Origin of the sequence: Pleomorphomonas koreensis DSM 23070, from assembly GCF_000425185.1 — a bacterium.
Taxonomy (GTDB): Bacteria; Pseudomonadota; Alphaproteobacteria; order Rhizobiales; family Pleomorphomonadaceae; genus Pleomorphomonas; species Pleomorphomonas koreensis.
In genome coordinates this window covers 1-12,690 of the sequence record NZ_AULH01000001.1, presented here as the reverse complement: position 1 = coordinate 12,690, position 12,690 = coordinate 1, and the positions used below count along the sequence as shown (strand labels likewise).

The 12,690-nt window shown below is 69.8% G+C and carries 12 protein-coding genes; all 12 read right to left on the bottom strand.

What is annotated here, in order from left to right; all coding sequences use genetic code 11:
* Nucleotides 1-14 precede the first annotated feature (14 nt).
* Nucleotides 15-980: an FAD:protein FMN transferase gene (locus tag H512_RS21875; protein WP_036789339.1), complete on the bottom strand. Its 966-nt coding sequence runs from the start codon at nt 978-980 to the stop codon at nt 15-17.
* Between the two features lie 8 nt (nt 981-988).
* Nucleotides 989-1,528 carry a nitrous oxide reductase accessory protein NosL gene (locus H512_RS21870; protein ID WP_053239415.1) on the bottom strand — a complete coding sequence of 180 codons (540 nt, stop codon included), beginning with the start codon at nt 1,526-1,528 and terminating at the stop codon, nt 989-991.
* Nucleotides 1,525-2,361, bottom strand: coding sequence for an ABC transporter permease (locus H512_RS0100050; RefSeq protein ID WP_026781786.1), 837 nt, complete (start codon nt 2,359-2,361; stop codon nt 1,525-1,527). The genes H512_RS21870 and H512_RS0100050 overlap by 4 nt, the downstream gene beginning before the upstream one ends.
* Nucleotides 2,358-3,269, bottom strand: a complete 912-nt coding sequence (locus tag H512_RS0100045; protein WP_026781785.1) for an ABC transporter ATP-binding protein — start codon at nt 3,267-3,269, stop codon at nt 2,358-2,360. Before H512_RS0100045 ends, H512_RS0100050 begins: the two co-directional genes overlap by 4 nt.
* Before the next feature lies 1 nt (nt 3,270).
* Nucleotides 3,271-4,599, bottom strand: coding sequence for a nitrous oxide reductase family maturation protein NosD (locus H512_RS21865; RefSeq protein WP_053239414.1), 1,329 nt, complete (start codon nt 4,597-4,599; stop codon nt 3,271-3,273).
* 20 nt (nt 4,600-4,619) lie between these two features.
* Nucleotides 4,620-6,527, bottom strand: coding sequence for a TAT-dependent nitrous-oxide reductase (gene nosZ / locus H512_RS0100035; RefSeq protein ID WP_026781784.1), 1,908 nt, complete (start codon nt 6,525-6,527; stop codon nt 4,620-4,622).
* 21 nt (nt 6,528-6,548) lie between these two features.
* The gene (locus H512_RS21860; RefSeq protein WP_084798216.1) at nt 6,549-8,801 is read right to left on the bottom strand and encodes a NosR/NirI family protein; all 2,253 of its coding nucleotides are present in this window, start codon (nt 8,799-8,801) and stop codon (nt 6,549-6,551) included.
* 101 nt (nt 8,802-8,902) lie between these two features.
* Nucleotides 8,903-10,087: an NnrS family protein gene (locus H512_RS0100025; RefSeq protein ID WP_026781783.1), complete on the bottom strand. Its 1,185-nt coding sequence runs from the start codon at nt 10,085-10,087 to the stop codon at nt 8,903-8,905.
* 1 nt (nt 10,088) lies between these two features.
* Nucleotides 10,089-10,517 (bottom strand): pseudoazurin, encoded by a 429-nt coding sequence (locus H512_RS0100020; protein WP_026781782.1) that lies wholly within the window; start codon nt 10,515-10,517, stop codon nt 10,089-10,091.
* A 252-nt stretch (nt 10,518-10,769) separates the two neighbouring features.
* Nucleotides 10,770-11,702 carry an energy transducer TonB gene (locus H512_RS0100015; protein WP_026781781.1) on the bottom strand — a complete coding sequence of 311 codons (933 nt, stop codon included), beginning with the start codon at nt 11,700-11,702 and terminating at the stop codon, nt 10,770-10,772.
* A gap of 26 nt (nt 11,703-11,728) precedes the next feature.
* A complete protein-coding gene (exbD, locus tag H512_RS0100010) occupies nt 11,729-12,166 on the bottom strand; it encodes a TonB system transport protein ExbD (RefSeq protein ID WP_026781780.1) in 438 nt (145 codons plus the stop codon).
* A gap of 12 nt (nt 12,167-12,178) precedes the next feature.
* A partial coding sequence (locus H512_RS21855; RefSeq protein WP_210162637.1) for a MotA/TolQ/ExbB proton channel family protein occupies nt 12,179-12,690 on the bottom strand: 512 nt, incomplete at its 5' end.

Below are 12,690 nucleotides of genomic sequence, written 5' to 3'. Positions count from 1 at the left end.
CAGGCGGGGCGGCGTCAGGCCGGTGTCGCGTAGACCTCGACGCCGCCGCCATTGAGGGTCGCGACCTCGGCCGGCGGCATCAGCACGACCGCCGTCGACAGGGCATCGGCGAGCGCCGCCTCGGGCGCCACGACGCTGACCGCCGAGAAGGCCGAGGCGACGGCGCCCTGCCGCGGATGCAGGATGTGGCCGACGCGGCCGGCCGGGTCGAGCACGGTGCCGCGCATGGCCGAGGTGGCGACGGCGCGGTCGGTGAGACGCAGCGTGGCGGCCAGCGCGTCGCTGTCGGGGCCGGCGGAAAGACCAACCTTCCAGCCGTCGCCGTCGCGGCCGCCGCCGAGGGCGCGGATCTCGCCGATGTCGAGCAGCACGTCGGCAAAGCCGCGCGCCTTCAGGAGATCGGCGACGCGGTCGGTGATGTAGCCCTGGGCGACGCCGTTCAGCGTCAGCGCCATGCCGGGCCGGGCGAAGCGCACGCCGGCCTCGTCGAAGTCCACGCCGCCGAAACCGACCAGCGCCAGCCTGTCCGCCAGCACGGCGGCGGGCAAGGCATCGGTCCGGCCACCGGCGTAATGGGCGGCATAGGCGGCAAACAGCGGCTGCACCGTGGGATCGAACAGGCCGCCGGTGCGGTCATGCACGCTGCGCACCAGCGCCAGGAGGCGCAGGACGTCGGCCTCCGGCGCGTCGAGACGGCCGGCGACGTTGAGGCGGCTCAGCGCGCTGTCCGACCGGTAGAGGCTGAACAGCGCCTCGAGACGGGCGATCTCCGCCTCGACCTCGGCAAAGGTGGTGGCGGCGAGATGGGCATCGGCGCCGACCAGTTCGATCGAGGCATGGGCGCCAAGCGCCTGGCCGGACCAGCGGCGGACCGGCGCCGCAGCCAACCCGGCGGCGGGCAGGAGAGCGGCGGCGGCCAGCGCCGCGCTGACGCGGATGAACCGGCGGCGGCCGACCGGCCGATCGAGAAGAGTTGCCATGGCGGACCTCACATCTGCATGTCGGAGGGGCTGGCCGTTCCGGGGCCGGCCGGGCCGATGTAGCTGTCCGGAATGTCGGCGAGCTTGACGATCGCGCCGCCCTCGCGGGCGACGAAGTCCTCGGCGGCCTTCCGATCGCCGAAGGGAACGGCCTCCGGCATGCCCATGGCGCCGGCCTGCCGGCTGCCGATGACGAACACGGCGGCATCGGCGTCGATCCAGTTGTCGCGGCCGGGCTCGGCCCAGCTCTTGGCCTTGGCCATGTCGGACACATAGACGGCGGTGACGTCGCCGCGCTTCTCGCCGCCGCGCAGGTAGACCACCGCGTCGCTAACCTGCGAGAACCACAGCGGCTGCTCCTGGCCCTTCTCGTGCACCTGCGCCTTGGGGCCGCCGTGGTCGGCCAGATACATCTGGCAATAGTAGCCGAGCGCCTCGTCAGTCATCTCCATGGCGGCGGGCTTCACCGCCGTCTCTTCCTTGCAGGCGGCGAGCGGCAGGGCGACGAAGGCGGCGAGCGCCAGCGCGGGGATGAGGCGGTTGATCATGGACGGATCCTCCGGGTGAGGGCCCAGGCGCCGGCGAGGCCGGCGAAAAGCCACAGGGCGAGCACGACGAGCGCGCTGGAAACCGGGAACGGCAGGGTGTGGGCGAGGCCGTCGAGGCCGGCGATGGGGGCGTTCGATTCGATCAGCGCCAGATTGTAGAGGCGGAAGGCGTCGCCGGGGTTGGCGAGCACCAGCGCCGGAAAGATCGTCTTGGTGAAGACGCCGCCCTGGTCGACGATGACCGCGCCGAGCAGCGCGAGGTCGTAGAGCACCACCAGCACCAGCCAGGCGCCGATGGCCATTGCGGCGGCGGTGCCGGTCTGGCGCGGCAGGCTGGACAGCAGCATGCCGAGCGCCACGAAGACGGCGCCGAGCAGCACGGCCGTGGCGACCAGCCGCCCCCAGGCGACGAGGCCGGCCGGATTGGCGCCATGGACGACGGCGATCACCAGGCCGGCGATGCCGTAGCCGACGGCGATGGCCAGCGTCAGCACGGCGAGATGGCCGCAGAACTTGGCCAGCACCAGTTCGCCGCGCTTCACCGGCGTCGCCAGCACTAGCGCCAGCGTACCGCGCTCGATCTCGCCGGCGATGCTGTCGTAGGAGACCAGGAGCGCCATCAGCGGCACCAGGTAGACGGTGAGCGTCGACAGGCTGGCCGCCGTCAGGGTCAGCGCGTCGGCCTTCAGCGCGCCGCTCGGCCCGGAGCCGAGGAAGGCCAGCGCCAGCGCGAACAGCGTGAAGACCAGCGTCGACAGGAGAACCCAGCGGTTGCGGAGGGCGAGGCGGAATTCGGTGGCGGCCACCGCCGCCATGCGGTCGAGGCCGTTCATCGGGCGGCTCCTTCGTCGGTGGCGGCGGAATAGTGGCGGTAGACGTCGTCGAGGTCCGGCAGGGCGATGTCGACGTCGACGACGTCGGCGCCGAGATCGGCGAGCCGGCCGAGCGCGCCAACCTTCTCGTCGGCGCGGCAGGTGAGCACGACGGAGCGGCCGTTGACGCGCTCGCCGCCGAGGCGGGCGTGTACGGCGTCGGCGCGGCCGGCCGCCGCCTCGACGCGGATGCGGATCGGCAGGCCGGCGCGGCGCGACAGCTCGGCGAGCGACCCCTCGGCGCGCAAGGCGCCCCTGGCCATGATGGCGATGCGATCGATGCGGTTCTCGATCTCCGACAGCGAGTGCGAGGACAGGAGCACCGCCGTGCCGGCGCGGGCCGAAGCCTCCAGTACCTCGTAGAACTCGCGCCGCGACACCGGATCGAGGCCGGAGGTCGGCTCGTCGAGCAGCAGCAGGCGCGGCGAACCGATCAGCGCCTGGGCGAGGCCGAGCCGCTGCCGCATGCCCTTGGAATAGGTGCCGACGGCGCGGTGGGCGGCGGCGGCGATGCCGACGGTGTCGAGAAGCGGCAGCGCCGCCTCGGGCGAGACGCCCTTCAGGCGGGCGAAATAGGTCAGCACCTCGGCGCCGGTCAGCGCTTTCGGGAACACCACCTGCTCGGGCAGGTAGCTGACGGCGCGGCGCGCCGCGTCGGAACCGGGCGTCGAGCCGGCGACGTCGATGCGGCCGCCGGTCGGGGTCAGGAAGCCGAGCACGGTCTTGAACAAGGTCGACTTGCCGGCGCCGTTGTGGCCGAGCAGCGCCACCCGCTCGCTCGGCGCCACGGCGAGGCTGACGCCGTCGACCGCCGTCACGGCGCCGAAGCGGATGGTGAGATCCTCGACGGAGAGGATGGCGTCCGACATGTCAGTTCTCCCCGGCCGGCGCGTAGCCGACCGTCAAGGCGGTGGCGAGGGGACGCGGGCCGGTCCCGTCGGGCGACATCAGCGGATGGCTGTCGATGACGCCGCCGGGCAACAGGCCGGGAAAGCGCGACTGCGCCCAGCGGATGAGCTGTACCGCCGGCGCTCCCAGGAGCAGCCGGGTCATCGGCTGGCTCCAGGTCAATATGTCCACGGTATCGTTGGGGCGGTAGGGGCTGTCGGCGATGCCGTCGCCGTCGATGTCGAAGGCGACGTGATCGGACCAGAAGTTTCCGACCGGCCTGGAGGCGCCGCCCGCCGCGTCCTCGGGCACGCCGCTCCATTCGAGCCAGCGGGTGCCGGCGTATTTCACCTGCGTGCGGTTGCCGATGACGGCATTGCCGGTGATGACGTTCTCCGCCGCGCCGCCGGTCAGGTGGATGCCGATGTCGCAGCCTTCGAGGCGGTTGCCCTCGATGCGGTTGCGCGTGGCGCCGTAGACGAACATGCACTTCTCGCCGCCGCCGCGCACCTCGTTGTGGATGAGGCTGGAGTTGGTGACCGAATTGAAGAACAGGCCGTGGGTGGCGTCGCCGTCGGAGAGGTTGTCGGACGCCGTGATGCGGCGGGAGAACATGAACGCGAAACCGAGCGCGTTGCCGCGCGACACGTTGTGTTCCAGCACGATGTCGTCGGCGTTCATGGAATGGAAGGCGAAGCGCAGCTCCTGCATGCGGTTGTAACGGTAGGTCGCCTGCTTGGAGGTGGTGACGAAGATGCCGTCGCGGCCGCGGCGGATGTCGTTGTACTCGACGGTGAGGCCGGGGGCGTTCCAGACGTAGATGCCGGAACCCATCTCGGCGCGGTGGAGATCGGTGCGGCCGACGATGGTGTTGCCGGTGACGGTGGCGTCGATCGCCCCCTGCACGTCGATGCCGATCAGGTTCCTGATGATGCGGCTGCCTTCGACGCGGCCGCGACGCGTGCCCTTGGCGAGCGCCACGCCGCTGTCGAGCCGGTCGAGCCGGCGGCCGGAGCCGGTGATGTAGAGATCTTTCAGCGTGACGTCGTCGGCCTCGACCGAGACGACGGTGCCCTCGCCCTTGCCGACGATGCGGCTGTCGCGGCCGCCGACGATCGTCAGCGGCTTGTCGACGACCACCGGGCCGTCGTAGGAGGTGTCGCCGAGCCGGAGGACATCCCCCGGCGCGGCTGTCTCGATGGCCCTGGCGAGCGCGTCCGGCGCCGGGCCGACGACGATCTCGGCCGCATCGGCCAGCCGGCCGGAGCAGCAGAGAAGGACGGCGGCAAGAAGCCGGACGACGCTGGTCATGGCGTTACCAGGCCCTTTCCTCAGGCGGCGGACGGCTTCACGAACATGCGGCCGCGCATCTCCATGTGGAGCGCGTGGCAGAACCACTGGCAATAGTACCAGTGCACGCCCGGCCGGTCGGCGGTGAAGGTCACCGACGCCGTCGCCTGCGGCGCCACTTCCATGGCGATGCCGAACTTGCCGAGGGTGAAGCCGTGGGTGAGATCGTCGACGTCGTCGAGGTTGGTGACGTAGATGGTCACCTCGTCGCCCTGGTTGACCTCGAAGCTGTCGAGGCCGAAGGCCGGCGCCACGGCGGTCATGTAGACGCGCACCTTGTTGCCGTCGCGGATCACCGTGCTGTCGGACTCGATGTCGACGCCATCGGCCTTGGCCTGCGCCACGGCGTCGGCGAACATCGGGTCGTCGCGCTTCCACACCGACAGCGGGTTGACCTTGTCGGCACGCACGATGATGCAGTCATGCGGCTCGGCGAAGGCCGGACCGTCGTGCATCAGCGTCATGTCGTCGTCGCCGATGTAGATCAGCTGGTCGTTCTCCGGCTTGAGCGGACCGACGTTGAGGAAGCGGTCCTTGGAGAACTTGTTGAGCGATACCAGCCACTGGCCGTCGGTCTCCAGCGTCTCGCCCATCGACGAGTGGTTGTGGCCGGGCTGATAGGCGACGTCGAGCTTCTTGATGATCGGATCGACCTTCTCGCCCTTGAAGGCGCGCTTGGCCTTGTCGATGTTCCACTTCACCATCTGGCTGTCGAGGAACAGCGTCGTGTAGGCGTTGCCGCGACCGTCGAAGGCGGTGTGGAGCGGACCGAGGCCCAGTTCCGGCTCGGCGACCACGCAGGAGCGCGGATCGGCACCCTCGAAGACGGCGTCGAGCAGATCGACGTCGATCACCGTCACCGTCGGCGACAGCTTGCCGTTGATGCAGAGATGCTGGCGGTCGGGCGCCATGTTGCAGCCGTGCGGGTTGTTGGCGACCGGCACGTAAGCGGTGTAGGGCGAGCCGTGACGGCCGTCGACCACCGGCACGCCGCCGATCATCTGGGCCTTGCCAGACTTCACCGCTTCCTCGATGCGGGCGATGTTGAAGACCACCACCCAGTCCTGCTCGGCGGCCGTCATCTCGGCCAGCGTCACGCCCTCTTCGGAGTTGTAGCAGGTCGAGAAGGCGTACTTGCCCTTGTAGTCGGCGTCGCAGTTGTCGAGGTTGCCGTCGACGATCACCTGCCAGGCAACCTTCATCTCGTCGCCGTCGACGGCGGTGAAGATGGCCGAGTACTTCTTCGGATCGTCGAGGATCTTGCCGTCGTTCGGGATCGGCACACGATGCTCGCCGTTGGCGAAGACATAGCCGGTACGCGGCCACTTCTGCGGACGCAGGCCGTGGATGTCCGAGGCGTTGGGGATCTCGATGACCTTGTCGCACTTCATGACGTCGCAACGGATGCGGGCGACGCGGGTGTTGGCCTTGTCGTTCACGAAGATGTAGCGGCCGTCATACTTGCCCTCGTTGAAGGACATGTGCGGATGGTGCAGGTCGCCGTTCTGGTAGTTGGCCCAGCCGCGCTTCTTGAGGAACTCCTTGGTGTCGGGCAGGAGATTCTCGGTCAGCACCTTGAGGCTCTCGTTGGTGAGGCCCCAGCCGGTGGCCGAGCAACGGTTGAACACCGGCACGCGCATCAGCTCGCGCATCGACGGCATGCCGATGATGCGCAGCTCGCCGCACTGGCCCGACGACCAGAAGCCGTAGTACTGGTCGAGTTCGCCCGGCTTCACCTCGGCGTTGCCGCCCGCCGGCTCGGCCGCGCGGCTGCCGCTGGTGGCCACCAGGCCGCCGACGGCGCTGGCCGCGACACCGGCGAACACCGCCGTCTTGGCCGTTCCCCCCAGCAGCGATCGCCGTGACAGGTTGTTCGTGTCTTCACTCATCATGCTCTCCTCGTTGTCTTTTTACGCTTCCACCGAACCCGCCGCGTCGCCCGCAGGCAAAGCGGCCGCGGTTCCGGCGCCAGCCGCCGCCCCCGTACGGACGAGACCGTTCTGACGCTCGAAACGCTCCCGCTTGCGCAGTTTGCCGATCACCACCGGGCAGCGATCGGCGCTGCGGTAGAGAACCTGGCAATGCAGGCAGGAGACGCATTCGTTGGGATTGATCTCACCGGTCGGGTGGATCGCCTGCACCGGACATTCGTGGGCGCAGGTCTGGCAGGGGTTGCCGCATTCGCGGTAGCGCTTCAGCCAGCGGAACATGTGCAACCGGGCCGGGATGGCGAGGCCGCCGCCCAGCGGGCAGACGTAGCGGCAGTAGAAGCGCTCTATGAACAGGCCCGGCGTCAGCGCGGCGAGCGCGATCAGTATGTAGGGCCACGGGCGGTCGAACTTCAGGATGATCGCCGTCTTGAACGGCTCGATCTCCGCGTAATGCTCGGCCACGTCGAGGGAATAGAAGGAGATGCCGAGCAGGCCGAGGAAGATCATGTACTTGATCGGCCAGAGGCGCTCGTGCAGCCCCCAGGGCAGGCGGATCTGCGGCACCCTCAGCCAGCGGGCGATCTGGTTCGACCATTCCTGCAACGCGCCGAACGGGCACAGCCAGCCGCAATAGGCGCCGCGCGCCCAGAACAGCAGGGCCGCCGCCACCGCGAACCACAGGATGAAGATCAGCGGGTCCATCAGGAAGGTTTCCCAACGGAAGTCGCTGACCAGCGCGGAGAGCACGGCGAGCAGGTTGACCACCGAGAGCTGGGCGTTGGCGTACCAGCCGACGAACACCAGCGTGAAGGCGAGGTAGGACAGGCGGATGATCTTGAACACCCGCTCGTTGCGCGTCGCGAAGGTCTGGAAGAAGAAGATGCCGGTCAGCGCGGCCAGCGCGGCGGAGAGGATGATGACCTCGGTGCGCTTGGCCTCCCAGATGCGCAGCCACAGCCGGTCGCGGGCCGGCGCCTCGTCGGCGGCGGTCGCCACGTCGGCGGCAGCGCCGGCGGCCGGTTCCACCGCGGCGGGCGCCGGCTTTGGAGCGGCGGCAAGATAGGGAGGCGGCAGCGTGTAATCGACGTCGTAGGTCAGGAACAGCTTCTCGAGGGCGCCGACGGCGCGCGAGACGAGCAGTTGCAGCCGCCAGGGCGCCGCCGGATCGAAACCGGTCCCCTTGGGGATGACGAACAGATCGACCTCGTTGAAGTTCGGCGAATCGGCCGGCGCCATGCGCACGACGCGCATATGCTCCTTGTCGCGGAAGCGGATGGTCGCCTCGCCCTGCAAAAGGGTGATGCGATCGAAGATGCCGCCGCGCACGTAGCCCGAGCCCTTGAACGACCAGTGGCCGGTGCTGGCGACGAAGATCGCTTCGCCGCCGTCGCCGAGTTGCTTGACGAGGTTGGCGTAGGCGGCCTCGCCGAGCAGCGTGCGGCCGATCGACGGCTGGCTGGCCAGGCCGACGTAGATGTCGATGTAGGGATCGGTGTCGGCGCCGGCCTCGCGGTGGTCGGCGGCGCGCGGGTCGCCCAGCTTGTCGAAGGCGGCGTTGATCTCGGCCACCGACAGGCTGAAGCGGCGCACCGAGCCGTCGCCGAGCAGCGTCGTCCAGTCGGTCACCGCGTCCTTGGAGCGGTCGACCACCTTGGCGTCGGCGACCGGGCCGGCGCCGGCGCCGAAGCCTTCGAGACCCAAGGCGCGGGCGGCCTTCAGGCCGGCGCGGCGGATCGAATCGTCGATCACCATGATGGTGACGGTGGCGCCGGAGACGATGTCGAGGTCGTGGGCCGGGCCGTTCGCCTCGCGCTTCAGGTCGAGGCCGGTGTATTTCTCGATCACCGCCTTGATCTTGGCCTCGGGGATGCCGACCAGCACGATCGGTTCGGAATGCTTGACGAGGCGGACGCCGGTGATCACCGCCTGGTCATCGACGCCGATCAGGATGTTGATGGGCTTGCCGGAATAGCCGGTGGCCGGCACGAAATCGGTGTTGAGGAATACCCAGCCGATGCGGTTCCCCCCCTTGAGCGCCGGCACGGCCGGCAGGTCGGCGCGGATGTCGCCATAGGCGTCGGCGCCCGGCACCAGCTCGGAAGGTGCCGCCTTGCCGAGGAAGTCGGCAAGCCCCGCCGCCATGGCCGGCACCGCGAGAATCGCCACGGCAAACGCAAGACACATCGCCGCCAGCCTGACGAGCCAGGGCGCCGTCCTTTCTGCCCGCCTCATATTGCCCCTCCGCACCAATGCTTTCTAAGGTGAACTATTACATCATATTTTAAGGAGACAACCCGGCCGTTCGTTGCGCTGGCACAAACTGGCGGCGCAGCTCAGATTGGCTTTTGGTCGAACCGCGGGCTGGTCAGCATGCCGGCGTAGCCGACGGCAAAGGTCAGGAACGCCGCCGCCCACAGGAGGCCGGCACAGGCGATGACGTGATAGTAGATGCCGCCCGTGTAGGGCGCCGCCATGCGCAGGATCGCGCCGGCCGACACCAGGCCGTAGATCGCCAGCTCCAGCCGGCCGGCGATGAGCGGCCGGCCGGTATGCCCCCGGCTCACCCGCGTCATCACGCCGAGCACGGTCAGACCGACGCTGCCGGCGGTCCAGAGATGCAGTGCCGCCATCGGGTCGACCACCGCCGGCCAGAAGATGGCAAGGCCCTCGGCCAGGAATCCGGCGGCGATGGTGCCGAGGGCGACGTGCAGCACCAGCAGCAGCGGCTCGCGCCGCGCGGCGAGGCCGCGCCAGCGGGTCAGCCGGGCGGCCGTCAACAGGCCGGCGACGAGCAGCAGCGGCGCCGTGCCGACCCAGGCGGGGCCGACGGTCCAACTGACGAAGGCGAGGCCGGAGACCGCCATGGCGGCGGCGTCGAGGCGGTCGAAGGGAGCGGGCAGGCGGCTTTCGCCGCGCGCCTTCAACCAGTTGCGGGTGAAGGCCGGCGTGATGCGGCCGCCCATCAAAAGGATCAGCATCAGCACGGCCGACAGCGCCGCGCGGATGGAAATATCGGCGAGGCCGGCTGTTATCGCCTCGGCGTGGAAGCCGGCATCGGCCAGCGCCAGCACGAGAACGAGACCGACGACGCGCAGGTTGCGCCAGTTGCCGGCCAGCATCACCTCGCGGCCGAGAACGACGGCGAGCGCCAGCGGGAAGGCGAGGTCGATCAGCGCCGCGACGGGCGGCCCGGTCAGCGCCGACACCGACACGGCAACCCGGCCGGCCAGCCATATCAGAGACAGCACGGCGAGCGGCCACCCCGAAAGGGGCGGCCGGCCGGTCCAGCTTGAGACGGCGGTCAGCGCGAAGCCGGCGATGATGGCCGGCACGCCCCCGAACAGCAGGGCGTGCACATGCCAGTCGCGCGGCGCGAAGGCCGTCGGCAGCGTGGCGTCTCCCATGTAGAGCGGCACCCAGAGGAGGACCGAGCAGGCCATCCACAGCGCCGCCAGCAGGAAGAACGGACGGAAGGCGCCGGCGAGCAGCGGCCACCGTCGGCCGGCGTTGCCGTTCATGTCAGAGGCTGCCGAGCAGTTCGGTGAACAGCTTGCCGGCCTTGCCGGGGTTCTTCGCCGCCTTGGCCGCCTCGAGGTTGGGCGACGGATCGCCGACCACCACCAGGGCCACCATGCCCATCACGTAGTGCGGCTTGCACTTGATGCCGTAGACGCCGGGCTGGGTGAAGGTGACGGTGACGTCCTTGCCGAGCTGGCCCTCGAAGGGCTGGGCGCCCTCGGGCAGCATGCTGGGGATGCTCATGGCATCGTGGCCAGGATCGGTGGAGAGGAAGGTGACCGTGTCACCCGGCTGGACCTTGACGAGATCGGGCTCGAACACCATGACGCCCTTGGCGCCCTTGTTCAGCATCTTGACCTGGTAGTCGGCAGCGGTTGCGGGGAGGATGGCGACCGCGAGGGCGGCAGCGGCGAGGAGGAGCGTCTTCATTTTTCAACCTCGGGTATAAGGGACATATCCATCAGCAAATCAACATAGCCGACAGAGTGCCTCGAACATTGCGAAAACACAAACTCCGAGCAAGTGTTCCCGCGACGGGCGCGAAAAAAATCCTGAGAATCCGGCATTTTGGCGGTCTCCACCTGATCGAAATACGGATAGTGGAGTTAAAAAGTCCAAAATTTCCACAGGCCGGACCAAATCTCGCTCCGGTCGTCGTCCGTCTCCCGAATCCTGGCTTCATCACTCCCTGACGAACTCGATCGGGACGGTGGCCCTGAACGGTGCGGGGAGTGCGTCGGGGATGGGCGGGAAGGATCCGACGCGGCGGACGAGGCGTTCGGCGGCGGCGGCGACGGACGGCGGACCGGCGACCGCCAGACCGATCACCGAGCCGTCGCGGCCGATGGCCAGTTGCACCACGGCCCGGCCGGTGGCGCCGTCGGCGTCGCTGGCCCGCCGCTTGCCGACGATCGCCCGGCGAATGGAGCCGCGGTAGGCGGCGAGCGCGTCTTCGAGCCGACCGCCGGCCCCGGCGCCTGCCGCCTGCGCGTCGGCCGGCGGCATGGGCTGTTCGGCTTGCTTCACCGGCGGCTTCTTCGGCTGGGGCTTCCTGCGTTCGGGCTTGGTCTGTGCGGGCTTGTTCGGTTCGGGCTTGACCTCGGCAGTCTCGACCATCTCCGGCGGCGGTGGCGGCGGCAGCGGCACGGCCACCTCGGAGGGCGGCAGCATGTCGGGCTCGGACAGCTGCGGCTCGACCGGCTCGGGCTCCGCCGCGGCCAGCTCCTCCGGCGGCTCGGCGGCGTCGAGCATGTCGGGTTCGGCGGTCTCCAGCGCATCGGGCGGTTCGGCGACGTCGGCGGTATCGACCGGTTCGACGGTGTCGATCATCTCGGGCGGCGTCTCGACCGACGCGTCCGGCGGCGTCTCGGCCTCGACCTCCTCGACGGCGGCCTGCTCGACACTTTCGAGCGGCGGCAGCTCCGGCTCAGGCGGCAGATCGATCATCACCACCGTCTCGGGCGCCGCCACCGCCGCCGCCGGTCCAGCGGTCGGCAGCAGCCACCACAGCACCGCGCCGTGCAGCATCAGGCCGGCCGCGCCGGCCAGCGACCAGCGGACGAGGCCGGACCGCCGCGACAACAGCCCGGCCATCGGTCGGATGCGGATGATCATCGCTTCGCCCTGCGTCCCTCCGGCGTTCAGCCGCCAGCCGGGGCCGGCGCTGCGGCCTGCTCGATGCCGACCAGCGCCACCTTGAGATAGCCGGCCGCCCTCAAGAGGTTCATCGTCGCGGCGAGGTCGCCATAGGCCACCGTCCGGTCGGCCCGGAGGAAGATGCGTTCGGCCTTGTCGCCGCCGGTCGCCGCGTCGAGACGGCTGCCCAGCGCCTCGCGCGCCACCTTGTCCTCGCCGACGCTGATCGACAGGTCCCCGCCGACCGTCACGTAGAGCGGCTTGTCGGGGCGGGGCGAGGCGGCGGCCGTCGAGCCGGGCAGGTCGACCGGCACGTCGACGGTGGCCAGCGGTGCCGCCACCATGAAGATGATCAGCAGAACCAGCATGACGTCGATGAACGGCGTGACGTTGATCTCGTGGGTCTCGGACAGTTCGGCACCGTCGTCGAGGCGGGCGGCCATGGCGATCCTCCTTCAGCTGGCGGTCCGGACCGGCGCCACCAGGGCGGCGGCGTCGAGGCGGCCGGTTTCGATGTCGCGCGACAGCGTGCGGACGAGGCCCTCGGAGAGGTCGGTCATCTCGGCGCGGTAGGCGGCGGTGCGGCGGGCGAGGTGGTTGTAGACGACGACGGCCGGGATGGCGGCGACGAGGCCGGTGGCGGTGGCCAAGAGCGCCTCGGCGATGCCCGGCGCCACCACGGCGAGGTTGGTGGTCTGGCTTTCGGAGATGCCGACGAAGGCGTTCATGATGCCCCAGACGGTGCCGAACAGGCCGATGAACGGGGCGGTGGAGCCGATGGTGGCGAGAAGGCCGGTGCCGGCCATGGCGCGACGGGAGGCGGCCGCCTCCAGGCGGGCAAGGCGCGAGCGCACCCGCTCGACCAGGCCGGAGGCCGGGGCGGCGCCGGGACCGATGCCGGTCTGGGCGATCTCCTCGCCGATCTCGCCGAGCATCAGGGCGAGCGGTCGCGGCAGCCGGGGCCGGC